This window comes from Brevibacterium sp. CT2-23B (genome assembly GCF_013168765.1).
GTDB classification, from domain to species: domain Bacteria; phylum Actinomycetota; class Actinomycetes; order Actinomycetales; family Brevibacteriaceae; genus Brevibacterium; species Brevibacterium sediminis.
The window spans coordinates 116806-141498 of the sequence record NZ_JABBYK010000009.1; the positions used below are offsets into that span (position 1 = coordinate 116806).

19 protein-coding genes are annotated in these 24693 nt (G+C 64.7%); 10 read left to right on the forward strand and 9 right to left on the reverse strand.

Annotated elements, in window-relative coordinates:
• Positions 1-9: 9 nt before the first annotated feature.
• Genes HIM68_RS18650 through HIM68_RS18660 form a run of 3 tightly spaced genes read right to left on the reverse strand, consistent with a single transcriptional unit; the run spans position 10 to position 2974 of the window.
• Positions 10-1452 carry an aldehyde dehydrogenase family protein gene (locus HIM68_RS18650; RefSeq protein WP_172175331.1) on the reverse strand — a complete coding sequence of 481 codons (1443 nt, stop codon included), beginning with the start codon at positions 1450-1452 and terminating at the stop codon, positions 10-12.
• A gap of 2 nt (positions 1453-1454) precedes the next feature.
• Positions 1455-1850, reverse strand: coding sequence for a sterol carrier family protein (locus HIM68_RS18655; RefSeq protein ID WP_172175334.1), 396 nt, complete (start codon positions 1848-1850; stop codon positions 1455-1457).
• Positions 1850-2974, reverse strand: a complete 1125-nt coding sequence (locus HIM68_RS18660) for an asparaginase (RefSeq protein WP_172175337.1) — start codon at positions 2972-2974, stop codon at positions 1850-1852. The genes HIM68_RS18655 and HIM68_RS18660 overlap by 1 nt, the downstream gene beginning before the upstream one ends.
• A gap of 33 nt (positions 2975-3007) precedes the next feature.
• On the opposite strand from HIM68_RS18660, the gene purD reads away from it, so the two are divergent.
• The 9 genes from purD to purQ all read left to right on the forward strand — a co-directional run bounded on the left by purD (position 3008) and on the right by purQ (position 13994).
• Positions 3008-5248, forward strand: coding sequence for a phosphoribosylamine--glycine ligase (gene purD / locus HIM68_RS18665; protein WP_172175340.1), 2241 nt, complete (start codon positions 3008-3010; stop codon positions 5246-5248).
• A 294-nt stretch (positions 5249-5542) separates the two neighbouring features.
• On the forward strand, positions 5543-7261 hold the full coding sequence (locus HIM68_RS18670) for an amidohydrolase (protein ID WP_172175343.1): 1719 nt from the start codon (positions 5543-5545) through the stop codon (positions 7259-7261).
• 15 nt (positions 7262-7276) lie between these two features.
• Complete coding sequence (locus HIM68_RS18675; protein ID WP_139906998.1) at positions 7277-8464, forward strand: ABC transporter ATP-binding protein; 1188 nt, start codon at positions 7277-7279, stop codon at positions 8462-8464.
• 1 nt (position 8465) lies between these two features.
• Positions 8466-9629, forward strand: coding sequence for a spermidine/putrescine ABC transporter substrate-binding protein (locus HIM68_RS18680; protein WP_172175346.1), 1164 nt, complete (start codon positions 8466-8468; stop codon positions 9627-9629).
• Positions 9626-10564: an ABC transporter permease gene (locus HIM68_RS18685; RefSeq protein ID WP_172175349.1), complete on the forward strand. Its 939-nt coding sequence runs from the start codon at positions 9626-9628 to the stop codon at positions 10562-10564. Before HIM68_RS18680 ends, HIM68_RS18685 begins: the two co-directional genes overlap by 4 nt.
• Position 10565: 1 nt before the next feature.
• Positions 10566-11429, forward strand: coding sequence for an ABC transporter permease (locus HIM68_RS18690; protein ID WP_139470423.1), 864 nt, complete (start codon positions 10566-10568; stop codon positions 11427-11429).
• A gap of 36 nt (positions 11430-11465) precedes the next feature.
• Positions 11466-12887 (forward strand): FAD-binding oxidoreductase, encoded by a 1422-nt coding sequence (locus HIM68_RS18695; RefSeq protein WP_172175352.1) that lies wholly within the window; start codon positions 11466-11468, stop codon positions 12885-12887.
• A gap of 115 nt (positions 12888-13002) precedes the next feature.
• Positions 13003-13260, forward strand: coding sequence for a phosphoribosylformylglycinamidine synthase subunit PurS (purS, locus tag HIM68_RS18700; protein WP_025780534.1), 258 nt, complete (start codon positions 13003-13005; stop codon positions 13258-13260).
• Complete coding sequence (purQ, locus tag HIM68_RS18705) at positions 13257-13994, forward strand: phosphoribosylformylglycinamidine synthase subunit PurQ (RefSeq protein WP_139470425.1); 738 nt, start codon at positions 13257-13259, stop codon at positions 13992-13994. The genes purS and purQ overlap by 4 nt, the downstream gene beginning before the upstream one ends.
• Before the next feature lie 126 nt (positions 13995-14120).
• Here the strand turns inward: purQ and HIM68_RS18710 are convergent, their stop codons facing one another.
• The 5 genes from HIM68_RS18710 to HIM68_RS18730 all read right to left on the reverse strand — a co-directional run bounded on the left by HIM68_RS18710 (position 14121) and on the right by HIM68_RS18730 (position 22120).
• Complete coding sequence (locus HIM68_RS18710) at positions 14121-14903, reverse strand: hypothetical protein (RefSeq protein WP_172175354.1); 783 nt, start codon at positions 14901-14903, stop codon at positions 14121-14123.
• Between the two features lie 490 nt (positions 14904-15393).
• Complete coding sequence (locus tag HIM68_RS18715) at positions 15394-15888, reverse strand: peptidoglycan-binding protein (protein WP_172175356.1); 495 nt, start codon at positions 15886-15888, stop codon at positions 15394-15396.
• Positions 15889-16154: 266 nt separating this feature from the next.
• Positions 16155-17855, reverse strand: coding sequence for an LPXTG cell wall anchor domain-containing protein (locus tag HIM68_RS18720; RefSeq protein ID WP_172175358.1), 1701 nt, complete (start codon positions 17853-17855; stop codon positions 16155-16157).
• 403 nt (positions 17856-18258) lie between these two features.
• Complete coding sequence (locus HIM68_RS18725) at positions 18259-20385, reverse strand: ABC transporter ATP-binding protein (protein ID WP_172175360.1); 2127 nt, start codon at positions 20383-20385, stop codon at positions 18259-18261.
• Position 20386: 1 nt separating this feature from the next.
• A complete protein-coding gene (locus tag HIM68_RS18730) occupies positions 20387-22120 on the reverse strand; it encodes an ABC transporter ATP-binding protein (RefSeq protein ID WP_172175362.1) in 1734 nt (577 codons plus the stop codon).
• 216 nt (positions 22121-22336) lie between these two features.
• Here HIM68_RS18730 and HIM68_RS18735 point away from each other — a divergent pair, with 216 nt between their 5' ends.
• Positions 22337-23455: a DUF6882 domain-containing protein gene (locus tag HIM68_RS18735; RefSeq protein ID WP_172175364.1), complete on the forward strand. Its 1119-nt coding sequence runs from the start codon at positions 22337-22339 to the stop codon at positions 23453-23455.
• A 77-nt stretch (positions 23456-23532) separates the two neighbouring features.
• On the opposite strand, the gene HIM68_RS18740 is transcribed toward HIM68_RS18735, so the two are convergent.
• A complete protein-coding gene (locus HIM68_RS18740; RefSeq protein ID WP_253904072.1) occupies positions 23533-24582 on the reverse strand; it encodes a DoxX family protein in 1050 nt (349 codons plus the stop codon).
• Between the last annotated feature and the right edge of the window lie 111 nt (positions 24583-24693).

Genomic DNA, 24693 nt, shown 5'->3' on the forward strand with positions numbered 1-24693 from the left:
TCGGCACAGTCACAGTTTGATGGCGACGGTCTTCGTCTGCGTGTATTCGTCGAGGGCTTCGATGGATTTCTCGCGTCCGTAGCCGGACTTCTTGAACCCGCCGAAGGGCAGTTCGACTCCCCCGCCGGCACCGTAGGTGTTGACGAAGATCTGACCGGCGTCGACCTCGGCGGCCAGTCGGTGGGCACGGGAGATGTTCTGCGTCCACAGGGCCGAGACCAGACCGTAGTCGGTGCCGTTGGCCAGCGCCACGGCCTCATCGTCGTCGGCGAACGGCAGGGTCACGACGACGGGACCGAAGACCTCCTCCTGGGCGATCCGGGACTCCGGGTCGACGGAGTCGACGATGGTCGGGGTGATGAACGCCCCGGCGACAAGGTCGTCGGCCAGCCCGCCCGGCCGTGTTCCGCCGGTGACGATCTGCCCGGAATCGACTTCGGAGAGGAACCCGTCCACCCGCTCATGCTGCTTGGCCGAGATCAGGGGCCCGAGCATCGGGTCGTCGAGACCGTAGCCGATGGTCACCTGCGCCATGGCGGCGGCCATCTTCTCGACGACCTCGGCGTGGATGTCACGGTGGACGATGAGCCGGGACCCGGCCGAGCAGGTCTGCCCGGCGTTCTGGATGATGGAGCGCACCAGCGACGGGATCGCCGCATCGATATCGGCGTCGGAGAAGACGATGTTCGCGGACTTCCCACCGAGTTCGAGGACCGTGGGCACGACCCGATCGGCAGCGGCGTGGGCGATGGCCGAGCCGGTCTGCGTCGATCCGACGAAGCCCAGATGTGCGACTCCGGGGTGGGCGCTCAGTGCCGCTCCCGCCTCGGCGCCGAGGCCGGTGACGACGTTGAAGGCTCCGGCCGGGAAGCCGACGGAGTGGATGAGTTCGGCCAGCCGTACGGTCGACCGCGGGGTCTCGTCCGCGGGTTTGGCGACGGCGCAGTTGCCGGTGGCCAGCGAGGTGGCGGCGGCGCGGCCGATGAGCTGGAGCGGATAGTTCCAGGCCACGATGTGGCCGGTGACGCCGAAGGGCTCTCGGCGCGTGTAGACGTGCATGTCCTCGGCCAGCGGGATCGCATGACCGTAGTAGGACTCGATGGTGTGCCCGTAGAACTCGAAGTAACGGGCGCACACGTCGACGTCGACATAGGCCTGGGTGAGAGGTTTGCCCGTGTCCTCGGATTCGATGCGGGCCAGATCGTCGCGGTTGGCGGTGATGACGGCCGCGGTGGCGATGAGCAGACGGGAGCGCTGCTCGGGGCTCGAGCGCTTCCATTCCTGCTGCGCTTTCGCCGCAGCCTGCACCGCCCGGTCGACTTCATCGGCCCCGGCGCGGGCGATATCGCCGAGCTGGCCGCCGGTGGCCGGGTCGATATTGGCGTAGGTGAGCAGGGACGGCACATGCCGCCCGCCGATGAACGACGTCGTCTGCGTGATCTGTGCGCTCATGCTCAGGCCTCGAGTTCTGCAGGGGTGAAGAGGGGCAGGAAATCGCCGAGGTCGGCTCGGGTTCCCGAGGCGTCGATGTCCCCGGCGGCGAGCGCGGCCTGGAAGTCGGTGCGTCCGGTGACCAGACCCAGCCACACCTCGGCGGAGGTCTCGACGACGTTCGGCGGGGTGCCGCGGGTGTGCCGAGGACCGGCGATGCACTGGGTGACGCCGAACGGCGGGACCCGGACTTCGACGCTGTTGCCTTCGGCACGGGAAGCGAGCTCTTCGAGAGTGAAGCGCACTGCGGTGGCGGTGGTCGATCGGTCGGCCGGGGCCGCATCGAGCCTCGCCTGCGTCAGCCACAGCTCGAGTGCGCTGCGTCCCTGATCGGGGTCGATCCTTCTGCGAATCGCCATCAGTCCCTCTTCCTCTCACCGATATCGGCAATATCTTCCCCGAGCTCCAGGCGTCCGACAACGTTCGTCCGCCCCTCGGAATCCGTGCCCCCGGTGACTGGGTCCGTGATCGCAGCGATCACGGCCTCCACCGTGTCGTTCTCCGGCGCCGAGGCGGCTCCCGGCTCGGCGTCGAACGCTCCCGCCCGCTGGAGCAGGGTCAGCGCCACGAACCCGGTGGCCCGGGAAGATCCGTCGAGGCATTTCACGGCGACGGCATACCCGGTCCGGGTGGCCATGACGATGACGCCCTCGGCCCCGCCCTTGGCGAAGACGCCGAGTCGGTCGATGACGGTCGAATTCGGTCGGCCGTGCCCCTCGATCGTCCATGGGTCGGCGAAGACCGCCTCGGTGAGGGTGCGGGCCTCACGCTCATAGGCAGTCCATGGTCCGGCCGTCTCCTCAACCGCGCCGTCGGCGCTGCCCATCCGGATGACACGGCCGATGGCCCGGGCCAGACCGGTGAGGCTGAGCGCGAACACGGGTGCCCCGCAGCCGTCGATGCCGACCGCGGAGGGTTCCTCGGAGGCGAAGGTCTCGACCACCTCGGCGACCTTCTGCTGCACGGGGTGGTCCGGGGACAGATAGGTGGAGGTGTCGGCTCCGATGGCGCGGGCGGCGGCGAGGAACGCAGCGTGCTTGCCGGAGCAGTTGAAATACAGGGGCGAGCGCGGGTCGGTGTTTTCGTCCCCCTGCGCCCGTGCGCGTTCCTGCAGTTCGCGGCGGAAGGCTCCGTCGGCGGGATGGGCGGACGGGCACTGCAGGTCGGATACGCTCAGCCCTGCTGTCTCCAGCATCGATTCGACCACCTCGACGTGCCCGGCTTCGGACTTGTGCGAGGCGGCGGCCAGGGCCGCGGCGGGTCCGGTCAGCTGCGCCCCGAGGCTCATCGCCGCGATCGCCTGCAGCGGTTTGAGACTCGAGCGTGTGAACACTGCAGCATCGGGGGCGCCCAGACTGATCAGCGGTGATCCGTCCGGGTCGAGGACGACGGCGGACCCGATGTGTCGGGATTCGATGAAGCCGGAGCGCTCGACGACTGCGAGCTCGCCAGCCTGCGCGGGGGTGAAAGTCGAGAAGGTCACGCACTCAAGCCTACGACCCTTTAGGCTGGTGGCGTGAAGGTTCTTGTCATCGGTTCGGGCGCCCGTGAACACGCCCTTGTCCTCGCTCTCTCGCGCGACCCGCAGGTCGACGCCGTCATCGCTGCTCCCGGCAATCCCGGTATCGCGCAGATCGCCCACACCGAGGCGGTCGATGCCTCGGATGCCGCCGCCGTGACCGCGCTGGCTGAGACCCTCGACGTCGATCTCGTCGTCATCGGGCCCGAAGCCCCGCTGGTCGCCGGAGTTGCGGATGCTCTGCGCGAAGCTTCCTTCCCCGTCTTCGGCCCCAGCGCGGAAGCCGCGCACCTCGAAGGCTCGAAGGCGTTCGCAAAGGAGGTCATGGAGTCCGCGAACGTGCCGACTGCACGTACGGTGGTCGCCTATTCGACCGACGAGGCGGCGGCCGCACTGCGCGAATTCGGCGCCCCGCACGTGGTCAAGGCCGACGGCCTGGCCGCCGGCAAGGGAGTCGTCGTCACCGATGACCTCGATGCCGCGCTGACACATGCGAGCTCCTGCCTCGAGGTCTCCGACCGGGTCGTCATCGAAGACTATCTCGACGGCCCCGAGGTCTCCCTGTTCGTCCTCTGCGACGGCACGACCACCGTTCCCCTGGCCCCGGCTCAGGACTTCAAACGCATCGGAGACGGTGACACCGGCCCGAACACGGGCGGGATGGGCGCGTATTCGCCGCTGCCGTGGCTGCCTGCCGGCACCGTCGACGAGATCATCGACACCGTCGCCCAGCCCGTCGTCGATGAGATGGCCCGCCGCGGCACCCCGTTCACCGGGCTCCTCTACTGCGGGCTCGCGCTGACGTCGAAGGGTCTGCGCGTCATCGAGTTCAACGTCCGCTTCGGCGATCCGGAGACCCAGTCGGTGCTCGCCCGCCTGTCCAGCCCCTTGGGCCAGACGCTGCTCGCCGCCGCCGAGGGCCGCCTGAACGAGACCGCACCCCTCGAATGGGATCCGCGCTCCTCGGTGACCGTGGTCATGGCAGCCGAGAACTACCCGGGCACTCCGAGCACCGGAGACATCATCCGCGGGCTCGACACCGTCGCGACCCTGCCCGACATCAGCGTCCTCCACGCTGGCACGAAACTCGCGACCGGTCCCAGCGGCGGATTCGCCCCCGAAGATGCCGTGATCACGAAGGACATCGCCGAGACCGGTGACATCGTCACCTCCGGCGGCCGCGTGCTCTCCGTCGTCTCCCTCGGCGACGACCTCGACGATGCGCGGGCGAAGGCCTATGCCGCGGTCGGCCAGATCAAGTGGGACGGTGAGCAGCACCGCACCGATATCGCCGAGGCGGCCGCCGCCGGACGTATCGAGCTCGCCTCCGGATACGCCGCCCCCGCACCGGTCGCCCCGGTGCTGCCGGGCTGGAAGCACGTGTATTCGGGGAAGGTCCGCGACCTCTACATTCCCGCCGACGCCGCCGATGCCGCGAGTGCGCAGCAGCTGCTCATGGTCGCCTCGGACCGCATCTCCGCCTATGACTGGGTGCTCGACTCGGAGATCCCGGACAAGGGCAAGGTGCTCACCGGACTCAGCCTGTGGTGGTTCGATCAGCTCGCCGATGTCATCGGCAACCATGTCATCAGCTCAGACGTGCCCGAGGCCGTGGCCGGCCGCGGCCTCATCGTGCAGAACCTCTCCATGTTCCCCGTCGAGTGCGTGGCCCGCGGCTACCTCACCGGATCGGGAATGTCGGACTACCGGGCCACCGGGTCCGTGTGCGGCATCCAGCTGCCGGCCGGACTCGTCGAGGCCGATCGCCTCGAGCCTCCGATCTTCACTCCGGCGACGAAGGCCGAGCTCGGCGAACACGATGAGAACGTCAGCTTCGAGGCCGTCGCCGAGACCGTCGGGACCGAGACCGCAGAGAGGCTGCGCGACCTGACCGTGGAGATCTACCAGCGTGCCGAGCAGATCGCCCGGGAACGCGGGATCATCCTCGCCGACACGAAGTTCGAGTTCGGGACCCTGCCCGACGGCACGATTGTCCTCGGCGACGAAGTGCTCACCCCGGACTCCTCCCGCTTCTGGGACGCCGAGGGCTATGAGGCAGGCAAGGCTCAGTCGAGCTTCGACAAGCAGTTCGTCCGCGATTGGCTGACCGAAGAATCCGGCTGGGACAAGGCATCGGACACGCCTCCCCCGGCGCTGCCCGCCGAGGTGGTCGAGAAGACCCGTGCCCGCTATATCGAGGCTTTCGAGAAGCTCACCGGAGAGACCTTCCCCGGCTGAAGCGCTCAGTTCTCAACCCCACAGAAGCCGCGGGGCATCGACGACAAGTCGGTGCCCCGCGGCTTCACCATTGCCGCCAACGACTCCTGTGCGAATATCGCAGTGTGAGACGCTGAATCAGCGCTACTGACAATCCGTGTTGCAGTTTCCCTCACTTGACGCATATTTCTGCAACGGAATCAGTGGAATCACGGGGGATGTTCCGCTAAGGTGACTTCACAGTGATCCACAACACACTCAGAGAGCGGGCTCGGCAATCCGCCTCTGCCACGACACTGCAGTCGGGAGGCAGCATTGGACCTCGATATCCTCGATGTCACGATCTTCGACGGTGAGGCTCTGCGCGCCGAGGATCGCGTGAGCATCCGCGACGGGATCATCACCGAGATCGGCACCGGACCCGCAGCTGTGCCCGCGTCGCGCACGATCAAAGCCGCCGGGAAGCTGCTCACTCCCGGCTTCGTCGATGCGCATGTGCACACGACCTTCGGCGGTCAGGAGGCCCTGGCCTGCGATATCAGCGGAGCGGACAGCCTCGAGGCCGCGCTGCAGATGGTCCGCGACTATGTCGCCGACACGAACCGTGATGACGGCGCGACCGACCCTGCGAACGACTGGGTCATCGGCGGCGGCTGGTCGATGGCCCACTTTCCCGGAGGAGACCCGACCGCCGACATCCTCGACGTGGCCTGCCCCGATCGGCCGGCGATCCTGCTCAGCGCCGACCACCATTCGGCATGGGTGAACACGCAGGCGATGACCGCAGCCGGACTCGACGAGACGTCCACTGCACCTGCCGGCGGCGTCATCGTCGCCGATTCCGCGGGCCGCCCCACCGGGTGCCTGCACGAATCGGCCATCGACCTCGTCTCAGCCCACGTTCCCTCCGCCTCCGAGGAGGAGGTCCTGGCCGGTCTGCGCGAAGGTCAGCGCTACCTCAACTCCCTCGGCGTGACCGCGTGGATGGACGCCATCGTCGGCGACTACGGCGGCCACCGCGACCCGTACGACACCTACGTCGGCGCATCGGAATCCGGCGAGCTCCGGTCAGAGGTCGTCGGCAGCCTGTGGTGGCCGCGCGGAGTCGAGGACATCGACGCCGAGGTGGCCCGACTGACCGATCTCGCACGCTCCGACGGACGCTTCCGCGCCACCTCGGTGAAGTTCATGCTCGACGGGATCGTCGAGTCCCGGACCGCGGCGATGACGACCGAATACACGTGCACCTGCGGTGGCTTCGGGACGAGCTATTTCACTCGCGACCACCTCGAGGCCTCGTTCGCGGCCCTCGATGCGGCCGGCTTCGACATCCACTGCCATGCGATCGGCGATGCTGCAGTCAAGGCCGCCCTCGACGCTTTCGAGGCCGTCCGCAGCCAGGGCACGGCCGGCACCGGGACGACCGGCGCAGCTGACACCGGCGAACGCCGTCACCATATCGCCCACGTCCAGGTCGTCGATCCCGCCGATGTCCCCCGCTTCGCCGAACTCGGCGTCACCGCGAACCTGCAGGCGCTGTGGGCCTGCTATGACGAGCAGATGATCGACCTCAACCTGCCGTTCCTCGGTGCCGAGCGCAGCGGCTGGCTCTATCCCTTCGGGTCCCTCAACCGCTCCGGCACCCATCTGGCGATGGGTTCGGACTGGCCGGTATCAACGGCGAACCCGTGGGACGCGATCCATGTCGCGCTCAATCGCTCGCACCCAACCGCCGCGGATGAGTCGCCGCTGCTGCCCGACGAGGCGATCGACCTGACGACGGCGCTGCGTGCCTACACCGCAGGTTCGGCACACCTGCTGCGCTCGGCCGACAACGGCCACATCCGCACCGGTCAGCCGGCCAACCTCGCCTTGGCCAGCGCCAACCCGTTCACGCTGCCGCCGACCGATATCGCGGAGATCACGAACGAACTGACGATCTGCGACGGGCGCATCGCCCACGACGCCCTGCTGCCTCGAACACCGGCACCGACCACGCCGTCCGCCCCGACCGCCACCGGCTCAGCCAGCTGAAGACGAAAGGCCATCATGACCAGTACAGCCACCTCGACGCCGTCTGCGGAGACCGGACTCGACCACCTCGAGATCCAGGGTGTGAAGAAGGTCTTCGGCGACAACACCGCCATCGAACGCCTCGATCTGAACGTCCGCAAGGGTGAATTCCTCTCCCTGCTCGGCCCCTCCGGCTGCGGAAAGACCACCCTGCTGCGGATGATCGCCGGCTTCGAGACCCCCACCGACGGTGCGATCCTGCTCGCCGGCAAGGACATCGTGTCCCTGCCGCCGCACCGCCGACCGGTCAACACGGTGTTCCAGTCCTACCTGCTGTTCCCGCATATGAACATCGCCGACAACATCGCCTACGGACTCAAGCAGGCGAAGGTCCCGAAACCGGAGATCGCGCAGCGCGTCCGCGATGCCCTCGCCCTTGTGCAGATGGAGGACTTCGCCGGGCGCAAGCCCGAACAGCTCTCCGGCGGTCAGCAGCAGCGTATCGCCCTGGCCCGGGCGCTGGTCAACCGGCCGCAGGTCCTCCTTCTCGACGAGCCGATGTCGGCGCTTGATCGGAAGCTGCGGGAGGAGATGCAGCTCGAGCTCAAACGCCTCCACACGAAGCTCGACACGACCTTCGTCTTCGTCACCCACGATCAGGATGAGGCGCTGGCGATGAGCGATCGCATCGTCGTCATGTACGACGGCGTCATCCAGCAGATCGGCTCCGGTGAGGACATCTACGCGAACCCGCACAACGGCTTCGTCGCCGGCTTCATCGGCAAGCAGAACTTCATCTCCGCCGAGGTGGCGTCCACCGATTCGACGACCGCGACCCTGCGCACGGCTAACGCTGTGCTCACGGCCCCGACGCTGACACTCAAACCGGCCACCGCCGCCGGTGAACCCCGGAATCTCGAGGTCGGCGACCGAGTGCGCGCAGCCATCCGTCCCGAACGGATGCACGTCGCCCCCGCAGGCGAGAGTTCCGGAGAGGCGAACACGGCCCGCGGCTCCGTGATCTCGTATTCGTTCCTCGGCGACGTCATCCAGTACATGATCGTCGTCGGTGACAACGACGAGATCCTCGCCCGCGTGCCTGCCGCCGGGCGGGAGCCGATCAGCGCTGGCACCGAGGTGGAGCTGAGCTGGAATGCCGACGCCGTCGCCGTGTATGACCGTGAGCCGAGCGCGGTCGCGTCCCTCCTCGAAGGCGGTGCCTGAAATGGCCCGGCAGAGACCCGATGTGACGTTCCTGGCCCCGCGGGCCGCCTCGGCGAGGTTGAGCCGGCGAGCGCTGCTGGCCGGATTCGGTGTCGTCGGGCTCGGGGCACTGAGCGCGTGCGGCAAGAACACGAAGATGGCGGCATCGCCGCCGACCGACGGAAAGCTCGAATCGAAGCTCAACCTCTACTCGTGGGGCGACTACGACAATCCCGAACTTCTCGACGCCTTCAAATCCCAGAACGACATCCTCGTCCAGGTCGACGCCTACGGGTCGAACGAGGAGCTCGTGGCGAAGCTCTCGACCTCACGCGGGACGTCCGGCTACGACGTGGTCGTGCCGACGGGGTCGAACATTCCGCAGATGCTCGAACATGACCTGCTGCAGGAGCTCGACCTCAGCCTGATCCCGAACTTCGAGCATATGGATCCGAACTTCACTCATCAGTACTTCGACCCGGACAACACGTACTCGATCTGCAAGGCGTGGGGCACCACCGGTTTCGTCTACAACACGAAGAAGATCGACCGGGAGATGACGAGCTGGCAGGACTTCCTCGATGCCGCACAGAAGGAAGCGGCCGGCACGACCGCTCTGCTCGAGGACCCATGGGAGGTCTCGGCGATCGCTCTGGCTGCACAAGGTTTCAGCCTCAACACTCAGGACGAAGGAGAGCTCGACAAGGCTCGGAAGATCATCGTCGACGATCTGGCTCCGAACGTGAAGGCCTATGTCGGCAATGCCGCCACGAGCATGATTCAGGGCAGCTTCACCCTTCTGCACGCCTTCAACGGCGACGCCCGGCAGGGCCTGACCGAGGTCAAGGACCCGGAGAATTGGAAGTTCGTCTTCCCGACCCCCTCGGCGAATCTGTGGATGGACTGCTGGGCGATCGCCACCGGCGCCCCGCACCCGGATTCCGCGCACGCCTTCATCAACCACATGATCTCGCCGGACACTGCGGTCGACCAGCTCGACTACATCGGCTACCCGATCGGAACGAAGGGCCTGGCCGAGCAGGCGAAGAAGGCCGACCTCGGCCAACAGGACCTCATCTTCCCGGCACAGAAGGTCCTCGACCGTCTCGAACCGAGCAAGCAGACTCCGGCCGATCAGATTCGGACGAAGATCCTCACCGACGCCCAGGCCAGGAGCGGAGCATGAGCACTCAGACCCGACCGCAGCAGCCACGACCGAAGAAGTCGGCGACGAAGTTCTTCGGTCCGGCGGCCATGTCGTTTCCGACGTGGGCCTATGCGCTGTTCTTCTTCATCATTCCCCTCGCCCTCATCGTCTTCTACAGCTTCGGGTACAAGCCCGACCAGTTCACGGCCATCGCCACCGATCGCCTGTCGTTCGGTCGGTACCCGGAGGCGATGAGCGCAAGCTTCGTCTCGACGTTCTTCGCGACGCTGCGCATCTCGCTGCTCGGCACCCTGCTGTGCCTGATCATCGCCCTGCCGTTCGCGTACTGGCTGGCGATCAAGGTTGCGCCCGCCCGCAGGTCGCTGGCTCTGGCCCTGGTGATGGTGCCGTTCTGGACGAACTTCCTCGTGCGCACCCTCGGCTGGCAGATCATGCTCTCCCCCGACGGGTTCCTGTCGAATTGGCTGCAGGGGCTCGGGCTGCTCGACGGCCCTCTCGACATCCTCTACACGCGGACGGCGGTGCAGATCGGCGTCGTCTACAACTATCTGCCGCTGATGATCCTGCCGCTGTTCGTCGCCATCGACGCCTCGGGCAAGAAGCTGCGCGAGGCCAGCTACGACCTCGGCGCGGGGAAGGTGAAGACCTTCATGCGGGTCACGCTGCCGATGGCGATGCCCGGGGTCGTCTCCGGCTGCCTGCTCGTGTTCATCCCGCTCAACGGCGACTACGTCACCGCGACCGTCCTCGGCGGAGCGAGCGGCTCCATGGTCGGTCAGCTCATCGCCAATCAGTTCAACACCGCACAGAACTGGGCGGTCGGAGCGGCCATGGCGATGATCCTCATCATCTCCACCTTGGCCGTCGTCGGGGTCGGCTTCGCACTGCTCAAGCTCGGGCAGGCGATCACGGCCAAATTGAACAGTGTGCCGCTGCATGACGGGAGGGCCTGAGATGCCGAAGAAGAACACGTTCGCACGTCGGACTCCGACCGATATCGCCCTGCACGTCTGGGGCATCCTCGTCTTCGTCTATCTGTTCGTGCCGATCGCGGTGATCATCGCCTATTCGTTCAACAACGGAAAGGTGCTCGCGAACTTCCGCGGCTTCGGCCTGCACGCCTACATCAGCGGCATCAACAACGACATCATCGTCTCCTCCATCGTCACGAGCCTGCAGGCCGCTGTCGGCACCGCCATCGTCTCGACGATCTTCGGCACCCTCGGCGGAGTCGCTCTGGCCCGGGCCCGAAGGGGCGCTTGGTGGGCACTCGGATTGACCGCGATCCTCGGACTGACCCTGGTCACCCCCGAGATCGTCGACGGCATCTCCTTCCTGCCGTGGTTCGTCACCGTCGGCGTCGATTGGGGAATCACCCCGCTCAACAACGGCCTGGTCAGGCTCATCATCTCGCATGCGATGTTCTCCATGGCGATCGTGACGTTCATCGTCAGGGCCCGGCTCGCCGGAATGGACACCCAGCTCGAGGATGCCGCCGCCGATCTCGGTGCCACCCCGTGGAATCGGTTCAAGGACATCACGCTGCCCATTGCGGCTCCCGGCATCCTCGCCGGTGCTCTGATGTCGTTCACCGTCAGCCTCGACAACACGATCCTCTCGAGCTTCGTCCAACAGCCGGGCTACACCCCGTGGCCGGTCTACATCTTCTCCGCCGTCCGCGTGGCCCTGCGCCCCGAGGTCGCGGCGATGTCGACGGTGATGTTCGTGCTCACCCTCGCCGCGCTCGGTTTCGTCGGCTTCGTCCTGCGCAAGGCCGGCGGGAACGCCACGGAGATCATCAAGACGATGGCCGCATGAGGCACACAACTCGCACCGCGAAGAAAGTGAAGTGACATGGACGTCAATGCCGCATTGGCCGACGCCTCGACCATTCCGTTCTGGCTCGACACCGACCTCCGTCCGAAGCCGCTGCCGCCGCTGCAGGAGAACCGAGAAACCGACCTCCTCGTCGTCGGCGGCGGGTTCACGGGTCTGTGGACCGCTCTGCAGGCCAAGGAGCGGGACCCGAACCGTCGGGTCGTGCTCGTCGAGGCGAACTCGATCGGGTGGGCCGCTTCGGGGCGCAATGGCGGATTCTGCGCGGCCAGCCTCACTCACGGCTACGACAACGGGGAAGCCCACCTGCCGGAGGAGAACGATCGGCTCGCGCAGCTGGGCCGGGAGAACCTCGACGCCATCGAAGCAGCGGTGGCGAAGTACGGGATGGACGTCGAGTTCGAACGCACGGGCGAACTCGATGTCGCCACCGAGGACTACCAGGTCGCCGAGCTGCGGGAGGCCCATGATCCGGAATCCGGTTTCATCTTCCTCGACCAGCAGGAGCTCGCGGGGATCATCAAGTCGCCGACGTACAAAGGTGCGCTGTGGGATTCTCGCGAGGTCGCGCTCGTCCATCCGGCGAAGTTGTGCTGGGAGCTGCTGCGGGTCATCCGCGAACTCGGGGTCGAGGTCTATGAGGGTACGAAGGTCACCGATGTCAGCGACGCGAAGACGAGCGTGCGAGTCCAGACCCGCGTGACCGCGGAGACGCTCGAGGACTGCGCGGCCGCTCAGTGCAGCCAGGTCACGGCGAAGCGGGTGGCCCTGGCGACGAATGTGTTCCCCTCGCTCCTCAAGCGGGTGAGTCTGCATACGGTTCCCGTCTACGACTATGCGCTGATGACCGAGCCGTTGAACAACGAGCAGATGGCTGCGATCGGATGGGAGGGCCGTCAGGGCATCGGCGACTGTGCGAACAGATTCCACTACTACCGGCTGAGCGCTGACAACCGGATCCTCTTCGGCGGTTGGGACGCCGTCTACCACTTCGGGCGGCAGCTGTCGTGGAGATACGATCAGCGGCCCGAGACCTTCGAGACCCTCGCCGAGCACTTCTTCGAAACCTTTCCGCAGCTAGAAGGGCTGAAGTTCTCCCACAAATGGGGCGGACCGATCGACACCTGTTCACGGTTCTTCTCGTTCTTCACCAGCGCCTATGGGAAGAAGGTCGCCATGGCTGCGGGGTTCACCGGCCTCGGGGTGGGTGCGTCTCGGTTCGCTGGAACAGTCATGCTCGATCTGCTCTCCGGTGAGGACACCGAACTGACCGAGCTCGAGATGGTGCGCAAGCTGCCCCTGCCGTTCCCGCCCGAGCCGATGGCGTGGCTGGGCATCAAGATGACGACGAATGCGCTGATCAAGGCCGATGAGAACGAGGGTCGTCGCGGTCCTCTGCTCAAAGTCCTCGATGCAGTGGGCATGGGCTTCGATTCCTGAGGGCTCCGGCCTGTCCGACGACCGGACCGCGGGCGGGGAATTCGGCCGTGGTTGGTAGACTCTGGGTGAGCGCGGGAGGAACTCCCGAACACTTTCACAAAGGAGCAGTACACGCATGGCACGTGTCGTCGTTGAGGTGATGCCCAAACCCGAGATCCTTGACCCCCAGGGCAAGGCGATCTCCGGCGGACTGACCCGTCTGGGCTTCACCGGGTTCGGTGAGGTTCGTCAGGGCAAGAGGTTCGAACTCGAGGTTGACGGCGAAGCCACCGAGGAGGTCCTCGCCCAGGCACGCGAAGCCGCAGAGAAGCTTCTGTCGAATCCCGTGATCGAAAACGTTGTGGCAGTCCGCGTGGCCGAGGACGCATCGTGACCGCTGTCGCGGCTGATCCCACCGCCGAGGCGACCGCAGAGTCCGGTGTCTCCGTCGGAGTCGTCACGTTCCCCGGAACTCTCGATGACCGCGATGCCGCTCGCGCCGTGCGTCTGGCCGGTGCGAACCCGGTGAACCTGTGGCACGCGGATTCGACCCTGTCCGGAGTCGACGCCGTCATCCTGCCCGGCGGTTTCTCGTATGGTGACTACCTGCGCTGCGGTGCGATCGCCGGATTCGCTCCGATCATGGAGTCCGTCGTGGCCGCGGCGAATGCCGGTATGCCGGTGCTCGGCATCTGCAACGGCTTCCAGATCCTCTGCGAATCCCGTCTGCTGCCCGGTGCGCTCATCCGCAACGATCACCAGCATTTCATCTGCCGCGACCAGGACCTGGTCGTGGAGAACGCGAACACCGCGTGGACGAGCGACTATGAGCAGGGTCAGACGATCCGCATTCCGCTGAAGAACGGTGAGGGCGGGTTCGTCGCCACCGACGAGGTGCTCGACGAGCTCGAGTCCACCGGACGCGTGGTCTTCCGGTACCAGGGCTTCAACCCGAACGGGTCTCTGCGAGACATCGCCGGAATCACGAACGAAGCAGGCAACGTCGTCGGCCTCATGCCGCACCCCGAACACGCCGTCGAGACCGGCTTCGGCCCCGAGTCCGGCGGCGGAATCGACGGTCAAGGGTTCTTCTCCTCGGCCGTGCGCACGCTCGTCGCCAAGGGCTGAGCCGACCGGCTGCCGCGGAGAAACCGACAGACGAACGACGCCGGGTCCTTGACTCAGAACCAGTGTTCTGAGTCAAGGACCCGGCGTCGTTTGCATCCTGTTGGCGGGTGGAGTGATCACGGGCCTCTATTCGTCGATGTACACCCTCAGTGGCGCCGAGTCTTCGAGGTCGCCGCATTCTGCAGTGATGACGTATCTGCCCCACAGGTCCTTTCTTGAATCCGCTATGTATCGGACCGATGCGGACTCATCTTCACCGGCGAGTTGACGCTTTTCCCAGACCTTCGTCTGACCATCCGTGTTCTTCTTGAACACGCGGAACACGGCCTCGTCTTCGGCCGAGCAGTTGACCATTGTGAGATTGACTCCGTCGGTGCCGAGAGCCGTGTCGTTCGTGTCCTCCTCTGGGTTCACCAACAGAGTGCCATCGTCGTATTCACCTCGATCGCCCTCCGAGATGAGGTCGACTCTGGTGAACATCTCTCTCACTGTCTCACCGTCGCGTTCGACATAGACCGTGAATGGAAGGTCTGTCGGGACGTCCGGTTCCTCATCCACGACAACCGAGCCGTCGAATGGCCCGTCCTTCTTCACCACGGACTTCTTGTCGTTGAGGCTCGTGGTGACGACGTCCCCTGCTTTGAGTCCGTCGACGGTGTATTCGATACCCTTGCCGTGCGCGACCTCGTACAGTGTCATGGTCGCGTACCTCAGCGCCAGATCTTCATCGTGAGACTTGGGGTCGTCCTCCGCGGCTTCCTCCCCTGCTGCCGCAGATTCACTCGAGTGATTTCCGTCGGTCGGCACAGAGCCCGAAGGTGCGGCATCGAGACTCGAAGCGGCCGTCGGTCCAGCTGCGAGGGCAGAGATCCCGAGGGCGACGGTTGCGGCGAGTGCGAGCTTCTTCATTGTGATCATCCTTCTTTCGTCCTTGCCAGTGATGCTCTGAAAGCGTTGTCGGGTTGATCTGCCGTATTCGGTTGTGATGCGACCGTAGGCAAGACGAAAGGGTTCTGTGGAGTTCTGATCATTGTGGTCATGACAACTTCGAAACAGCGTTCCGAACGGTTTCGAGACGTCAATGTGACCTGCCGATTCGAACGCTGAGCCGACGTTCAGACCCACGCGCCGCCTGCAACGGCACCCTCGCCGAGGCGCCACTGTCGTTCCTGGTCATCCCCTCTGGCCCAGCATGGCCGGGTCGGACCGGGTCCTGCCAGAAACGGCGAGGTGAAACGCGCACACAGGTCCTGATCAGCTTGCCGATCACATCGTCATCACTCCGTGGAATTCGGCAGGCTGAATTGTTATTGCCGATTTCGGAGATTTCAGTCCGCGGTCCCCTGCTCGCGACTCCGGAAGCCGGGGACCAGTACCGTCAGCAGCACCCTGGCCGGAATCAGTCCTCGGCCCAGTCGAGTCCGACAGCGGTCTCGAGAGTGCTGTTCGTGGCGTGCAGTGGGACGGCCCATGTCTTGTCCCCGACGATGCCATCGGAGTCGACGCCGCCCCACTTCTGAAAGCCCTCCACAGACTCCTTCGTGCCTGCCCCGAAGTCTCCGTCGGCTTCGCCTGGCGACGGCCAATCACCGCTGTCTGCACCGGAGATGAGTACCTTCTGCAGGTCGCGGACGACATCACCTTTCGACCCGGTCTTCAGCAGAGGCATCGGACCACCGTTCGGAAGTGATTCCCAGGTGTCTTTTCCGACGATACCATCGACCGTCAGTCCGGCACTCTCCTGAAATCGTCTGACCCCAGCTTCGGTGTCCGGTCCGAAATCACCGTCGACTGCGACGCTGTGATCGGGAGTTCTCCGCAGTGCTCGCTGGGCACGCAGGACCGCGGCGCCCTTGTCACCGCGTTTAGTTTCGGGCTGACCTAGATTGGACATGGTTGTGCTCCTCTGTCATCGGTTTCGTGGAAGCTTCCTTGCCTCCACGACCACCAAGCTAGGCCCGTTGTTCCTGCACCGGCAAGGCGCCGACGAGACTCAACGGGCGTGCACGCGAACTGTTCGGCACTGCCTGTGAAGACAGCACAGATCGGCCCCGGTTCTTCGACTCGAAGTCGAGGAACCGGGGCCGATCGCTTCCGCCAGGACCGCCTCTCGCCGTCGGGCCGGGTGGAGTCACCAACCCGACGGATCACCGGTCACCGTCAGCTCTTGTTCTTCCTGCGAGCCAGTCCGATGGCTGCTCCACCGCCGAGGATGAGCAGGGCACCTGCGGTCAGTCCGGTGAGTTCAGCACCGGTGCGAGGCATCGACGAACCGCCGCCGGCTTCGCCGGAGTCTCCTCCGTTGCCGCCACCGGACTCACCGCCGGTGACTTCGAACTTTCCTGACCTGCTGACGTCCATGCAATCGGCGAAGACCTGGTAGGTCCCGACGTAGTACGCGGGATCATCCCCGAGTCCGTAGACGTGGATTCCGGCTGCTCCTTCCTCATTGGTCGTCGCGGTCTGTTCATAGAGTTTCTCGCTCTTGTCCCCGGAATAGACCTCGAAGTGGACTTCGGCGTCCGGGACGCATTCGTTGACCATCAGCTGCACACCTTGGTCCCGGTCGATGAAGTCCTCCCCCGAAATCGTTTCGGGATTGATCGAGAGCTTGGGATCGACGACGCTGCCGTCATCGGTGACCGTGAACGTGGTCTCTGCGCTCTTGTCACCGCAGGAGGCCAGGACGTTGAAGTCACCGATCCAGCCCTTGCCGCCGTCACCATCAGGCAGGAACTGGACGGATCCGGCTGCGTCCTCACCGGCTTCCTGGGTCTCGTCCCAGATCACGGTGTTGGGATCTTTCGCGGAGCTCACCTGGAACTTCACCTCGGAGTCGACGTGGCAGTCGACGAGGGTGATGTTGACACCGTTCTCGAGGAAGTCGGCGAGCTTCTGGCTCTGCGGGGTGACGCTGAGATCTGCATCGGAGCTGTCGTCGTCTTCAGTGACGGAATACGTCGTCTCTGCGCTCGTGTCACCGCATTCTGCGCTGACGACGAAGTCACCGATCCATCCGTCACCGCCGGTGCCGGGCATGAATGATGTGGAGACCGAACCGTCATCGCCGGCGGTCTTCGTCTCTTCCCAGATGTTCGTATCTTCGCCCTTGCGGACGATGGTGACGGTCACTTCTTCGCCCGCCTCGCAATTGCTCACTGTGATGTCGACACCGTTGTCGAGATACGAGTCGATCCCCTGGCTCTGCGGGTCGACGCTGACGGCCGCATCCGAGTCATTTTGGCTGTCGGTGATCTCCACACTGCCGCTGAACGTCTTCGACTCCTCGCCGTCGCGCGCGACGGTCACGGTGACATCGACGACGTCGCCGACCTTGAGCTCGGTGTTGCCACGGAGCTCTCCGTTGAACGTTCCGTCACTGTCGACGGTGATGGAGCCGTTCTCGCCGGGTCCGGCGGTGACGATGTCTCCGGCCTTCAGTCCGGTGATGGTGTACGGGATGGCCTCGGCTGCCTCGTCGACGGGCATCGACGACTGGTCGAGGGAGAACGAGGCATCGATCGGGGTCGAGTCCTCGGTCGGTTCGTCCGAACCTTCGCCGGGGTCGGCCGCCTCTTCACCATCGCCGGGATCGGCGGCGTTCTCGTCGCCTCCCGGATCAGTCGATTCCTCCCCGTCACCGGGTTCGGTAGGTGCGCCGGGATCCGCGGCGTCGTCACCAGGGTCCGTGGGCGGGTCCTCTGTTCCCGGGGAATCTGCGTCGCTGTTTCCTGATTCTCCTGCGGCTTGGACGTCGGCCGCCTGCGCAGTTGTACGCTCATCTGCTTGTGCGGCTGCCTGGCCCCATCCTCCGATGGAGAGTGCCAGAGCGAACGTTGCCGCCATTGCCAACCGTTTCATGATGGTCCTTCCAGAGTTCTGGTCGGTTGCCGTCTTCAGTTATGGCTTGGACCATACGCAGGCAATGAAGAGCGCACGACTTTAGGTCATTTAGGTCATGACAGAAGTGATAGAGGTGTTTGGCCGAATGTTTATCACTTCGCAATACTGTTCGCGCGACCCAGTCATAGTGCCCCCACGTGTTCGTGCCTCAGGCTGTGCTCTCACCTGCACAACAACTTCTATTTGGGGCTGGTGAGCCGCATGGCAGAGCGGTCAGAGCAGTGTCACATTTGGATCGACTTCGGCATTCATACCCTGAAAAACGTTATGTCGGATTTTCGCACACCATCTGATTTCTGCGGTGAATGCGATGCAGGGTCCCCGAGCTCAAGCTCGGGGACCCTGCCACTGCTCGGAACGATCAGGCTTGCGGAGAGCGGCCTTCCTCTGCTGGCGCCTCGTGGCTTTCACCTTCGGTATCCGGTCCGTCCGTGCTGTCGCTGTCGGAGGCCGCAGCCTCGTCGAGCGGTGCACCTGCGTCGGCATCGGCCTCGGCGAGCACCTCGGCAGTGAACTGCTCCTCGGCGTCCTCCCCGCGGAACTGCGACATGTACAGCCGGTGGTAGGCGCCTTCTGCCTCGAGCAGCTGCTCGTGGTTGCCGTGTTCGACGATCGCTCCGTCCTCCATCACGAGAATGGTGTGAGCGTCACGGATCGTCGACAGCCGGTGGGCGATGACGAACGACGTCCGATCGCTTCGCAACGCTGCCATCGCCTGCTGGACGAGCACCTCGGTGCGGGTGTCGACCGATGAGGTCGCCTCGTCGAGGATGAGCAGTGAGGGGTCGGCGAGGAACGCTCGAGCGATGGTGATGAGCTGCCGTTCGCCGGCCGAGACGCTGCCGCCGTCGGAATCGATGACGGTGTCATAGCCGTCGGGCAGCTGGCGCACGAACCTGTCGACCATCGTCGCCTTGGCGGCTGCGACGACTTCCTCATCGGTGGCGCCCAACCGGCCGTAGCGGATGTTGTCGGCGATGGTGCCTTCGAACAGCCACGCATCCTGGAGCACCATGCCCACATGTGAGCGGAGGTCGGCCCGGCTGAGGTCGCGGGTGTCGATGCCGTCGAGGTAGATGGTTCCGCCCGTGATCTCGTAGAAGCGCATCACGAGGTTGACCAAGGTGGTCTTTCCGGCGCCGGTCGGGCCGACGATCGCCACCGTATGTCCCGGTTCGGCGGTGAAGGACACCTTTTCGATGAGAGGCGTCTCCGGAGCGTAGCGGAAGCTCACTTCGGAGAATTCGACCTTGCCCGGAGTACGCGGGGGCAACTCCCTTTGCACCTCGTCGGGGTCCTCTTCCTCGGCGTCGAGCAGTTCGAAGGTCCGCTCCGCCGAGGCGACACCGGACTGGAGCATATTTGCCACACCTGCCATTTCGGAGATCGGCTGCGAGAACTCGCGCGAGTATTGGATGAACGCGGTTGCATCACCGAGCGTCATCTGTCCCGTCGCGACCTTGAGGCCGCCGGCGACGGCGATGAGGACATAGCTGAGGTAGGACACGAACTGCATCGAGGGCATGATCATGCCGGAGACGAACTGTGCTCCTGCCGAAGCCTTGTACAGCGATTCGTTGCGACGGTCGAACTCCTCGAGCATGACCTCGTCACGGCCGAAGGCCCTGACGATGTCAAGACCGGAGAATGACTCTTCCACGTGCCCGTTGACCTCACCGGTGTGCTTCCACTGCGCCTTGAACAGCTTCTGCGAACGGGTGCCGATGACGCCGGCGATGATCGCCGACAGCGGCAGAGCGATGAGAGCCAGCAGTGCGAGCTGCCAGGACACGATGAACATCATCACGCCGATGCCGATGATCGTCAGCGCCGACTGCACGAGCTGAGAGAATGCCTGCTGCAGGGCCTGCTGGATGTTGTCGACGTCGTTGGTCACTCGCGACATCACGTCGCCGCGCTGACGGGTGTCGAAGTAGCGCAGCGGCAGTCGGTTGATCTTGCGTTCGATGTCCTCACGCAGACGGTAGACCACGCGCATGACCAGGGCGTTGAGGATATACCCCTGCGCCCACATGAGCATCGAGGCCACCAGGTACATGAGCAGGACGGCGATGATGATCTGACCGAGCGCCGTGAAGTCGATCCCCTGCCCGGGCACCACCTCGGCGGTGGCGAGCATATCGGCGAAGTCGTCTCGGCCCTCGGCGCGGGCCCCGGCGATGATGTCGTCGATGTTCGCACCAGCGGGCAGCTGAGCGCCGATGACTCCGGAGTAGACGACGTCCATCGCCTTGCCGAGGACCTTGGGCGCGATGACGGTGAGCACGACGGAGCCGACGACGAGGGCGACGACGTAGAACATGCCCTTCTTCTCCGTGGCCATGAGTCCGAACAGACGCTTGACCGATGGCCAGAAGTGCTTGGCCTTGCGCGGAGGTGTGCCTCCGCTCATCTCCAGTTCCTCGCCGCTGGGGATGTATTCGTCTTCCCCAGCCACCACAGTTTCGGTTGAGTTGTTGTCGGCCATGTCAGTTCACCTCTTCCGTGGTCAGCTGGGATTCGATGATCTCGCGGTAGGTCGGGTTCGTCTCGGCGAGTTCCTCATGGGTGCCGCGGCCGACGATCTTCCCGGCTTCGAGGACGATGATCTGATCGGCGTCCCGGATCGTCGATACACGCTGGGCAACGACGATGACGGTGGCGTCCCCCGTCGATTCGTCGAGGGCGGCCCGCAGGCGGGCGTCGGTGGCGACGTCGAGGGCGGAGAACGAATCGTCGAAGACGTAGATCTGCGGCTTCACCGTCAGGGCTCTGGCGATGCACAGACGCTGCCGCTGCCCACCGGAATAGTTCGTGCCTCCCTGGGCGACGCGTTTTGAGAGCTTGTCTTCTTTCTCAGCCACGAAGTCGTCGGCCTGAGCGATGCGCAGGGCCTCCCACAGCTCTTCATCGGTGGCGTCTTCATTCCCGAAGCGCAGGTTCGAGGCGATCGTGCCGGAGAACAGGTACGGCTTCTGCGGCACCAGACCGATGAGCTGGGCCAGTTGGTGGCGGTTGAACTCGGTGACGGGGGTGCCGTCGATGAGGATCTCCCCGACCTGCGGGTCGATGAGTCTGGGGATGAGGTTGACGATCGTCGACTTGCCGGAACCGGTCGATCCGATGATCGCGGTCGTCGTTCCGGGCTGGGCGGTGAAGTTCAGTCCTTCGAGCACAGGCACCTCGGCGCCGGGATATCCGAAGGTGACATTGCGGAATTCGAGCTCACCGCGACCGGGCAGCTCCCTGACACCGGCAGGGATGGTCATCGTGCTGCGGGTGTCGAGGATCTCGGCGATGCGTTCGGCGCAGACGACGGCGCGCGGAATCATCATCATCATGAATACGCCCATCATCACGGCTACGAGGATCTGCAGCAGGTACTGCAGGAACGCGGTCAGCGATCCCACTTCCATCTGTCCGGCGTCGACGCGGTGGCCACCGAACCACAGGACGGCGGCGGTCGCGAGATGGAGGATCATCATGATGGCGGGGAACATGAGCACGAACAGGTTGCCGACCTTGACCGAAGTTTCGGTCAGGGCACGGTTGGCATCGGCGTAGCGGTCGGTCTCAAAGGGCTCACGGACGAAGGCACGGATGACGCGGATGCCGGTGATCTGTTCGCGCAGAACGCCGTTGATGTCGTCGACCTGGTCCTGCATGCGGCGGAACAGCGGCATGAGGAGGTAGACGAGAATGGCGACGACGATGAACAGGACGGGCACGGACACCCACACCAGCCAGGACAGTCCGGCGTCTTCCCGCAGGGCCATGATGATGCCGCCGATGCACATGATCGGTGTCGAGACCATGAAGTTCAGGGTCATGAGCACGAGCATCTGAACCTGTTGGACGTCGTTGGTGTTGCGGGTGATGAGGGTGGCGGATCCGAATTTTCCGACTTCGAGCATCGACAGGTCGTCGACCTGACGGTAGATGGCTCTGCGGAGGTCGCGGCCGACGCCCATTCCCGTCCGGGCGCCGAAGTAGATCGCGGTGATCGCGGTGACGACCTGCACGAGGCAGACGAGCAGCATCGTCATGCCCGTCGACCAGATGAAGTCGGTATCGCCCTTGGCGACTCCTTCGTCGATGATCCGGGCATTGAGGCTGGGCAGGTACAGTGCTGCGATGGTCGAGGCCAGTTGCAGGATGACGACCAGAATGATGAACGGCCAGTAGTTTTTGGCGTATTTCAGGGACAGGCGGAGTAATGCCACGTTGAACGTCCTGAGTGAAGAGCGGCTGATGATGGAGTCGTGAGAGTTGCGAAGCGCAACAGACTACCTTACATTGATTCTCCTCTCAGAGATAGACGAGCCGGCGGCTGATCGGGGGCGTTCTGCCACGACCTCCACTTCACCATGAGGCACTGACACGGCCTTCGCACCGCGTGCCTCCTCGCTTCTCGGGCGCTCCCGCATACGCTTGAAAGCATGAGCTCAACTCTGCAGGACCTGGTCAATCGTGCCGTCTTCTATTCGACGGAGGTGCAGACGCATTTCGGTGCGCTCATCGCCGACGCCGAGTGGGAAGTCGACTTCAGCTCCGACCCGCACCTGTCGTTCACGTCGACCGAGGGCGCCGTCCTGCGCACCCGGCCGCATCTGCTCGGTTCGGAGTCAGGCAGGGAGAAGACGTGGCTGTGGGGTTGGGAGAACGTCAATGACTTCCCCGACGCCGTCGTCGGGCTCTCCCACGAGGTGCGCAATTTCGGGGCCGCTGAGGACGTCAGCGAGCTCACGACACCTGAGCTATCCCTCGATGAGGAGCTCGCACTGCGGCTGACCCTGGCGTCGAAGGAGGCCACCGATAAGTGGGCCCACTATCCTGCCGCCGCCGGAGCCGGAACCACTGTTTGGCTCCTCGTCGATGCCGCCGAGATCGCCTTGCCCGCACCGCAGGTCAAGGTCTCTGTGCGGGCGCTCATGCAGGGACTGACGCAGACGACAGTGACCGACCACCGCGCGGCCATCGACGCGTACGTCGCCAAACGCGGCATTCCGACGGCAGAGCTTCCCGAAGGTGGCCTGCGGATGCTGTTCGCCGACGGCTCGGCCGACCTGTCCTTCGACGATCAGCGTCGCATCTCCAACTGCGACCTGAATGCGCCGCTGGAGGGCGAGGCCGCCGAGCAGTACGCCGCCGCGGAAACCACAGGCACCCCCGCCGAGGCGGCCGCCGCCTCTCGCACGACCGAGTCGACTTCCGCTCCCGCTGCGAAGGATGTTGCCGCACCACCTGCGTCGACACCCACGACACCTACACCGGCCTCGGCAGGGGAAACGGCGGAAACTGCGCCCACGGAGTCCGTGCCAGACGAGAAGCCGGCAGCGGAGGCGACCCCGACGGCCGAAGCTCAGACCGACGAAGCTGCAGAGCCTGCGGCGGAGGCTTCGGATACCGCACGCGGAGAGCAGCGGCCGGAAGACGAGCGGCCACTCGGAGACGGGCCTGTCGAACCCGCCGAGACGGAGACTCCGGTCGAGGAAGAACCGAGCAAGGACGCCAAGCCGAAGAAGAAGGGCCTGTTCTCCAAGCTGTTCGGACGCTGATACGCCGCTGAGCAGTTGCATCCCTGACGGATGCTTGGGGCCCCGCCGATCGGCGGGGCCCATTGATTTATCGGCTTTCAGCGATTGACGGGTGTTTCGGGTCCCCAGCGGAATCCTCGATCGAAGAGGAACCTTCGCTCCTCATCATTGCGCAGCGTCAGTTCCGATTCCCCTGCTCGCAGAGAGAACTCCCCTTCTCCTACCTCCGAGTACTGGAACTCGGCCGTACCTGAGGAATCGCGGATAAGCGTCTGAGCGCCTTTCCGGACGGGGTAGAGCTTCGCTGTGATCGACTGGCCATCGACGCTGTAGACACCATCCTGGAAGTCTCCGTCGGAGTACCGCACACTCATTCTCTTGCCTTTGCCCGATCCGATCTGCCCGAAGGCGATCTGAGTGATGTCCTCGGTTGTATGGTCAGTGCCCTCGATCAGGGCGGGCTTGCCTGACGTGGTGACGGTATAGACGCCTGAGATCTCCTCAGGAGCGCCAGGGCGGCCCCAATTGAGGCTGATTCCGGTGGCCAGTCCGCTGCCGACGATGATGACAACAGCGAGTATCGGGGAGACCCAGCGGGTGATGCGAACGAAGATCCGGTTGTGCCAGATGAGGCCGTTGACTGCCGGCCCGACGCTGCGCCCGAATGCGAAACTCACGACTCGGGGCACGTTGGGGATGAGAAGGATGAGACCGACGAGGGCCATCGCTCCTGAGAGCTGCTTCACCGGCACGTCGAACGTCAGGTTGAGCAGGAAGACCACGCTCATGTCCAGAGCTGCGATGAGTGCGCCGAGCCAGGCAGAACGACGGAAGAGCAGCAGGATGACCGCGAGAAGCTCGGCCAGGCCCGCCAGGAATTGAACGGTCGGGGAGAAGGCCATGAAACGCCACAGCAGCCCCATGGGGCTCATCTCGCCGTACTGGACTATTGCGTCGGCATAGTCGGCATAGCCCATCTGAACGTGGTAGATCTTCGTCCAGGCGTAGGGCAGGAGCGCCATCGCCAATCCGATGCGCAACAGCCAATGCAGGGCCCAGAGGATACCGATCCAGCGCGACCGTGACCGAGCCTGTAGAGCGTCCGGCTCCGCTGATTGTGCATGCAGTGCAGTATCGTTCGTCGTCATAATGTTCACATTACTGACAAAACGACTTGTCCTGCAGTAGGGTTCTCCGGACTATTCCCCAAGACATTCCCCACCTCCCCTAATTGCTACCTGACGGGGGCGCAGCTACCC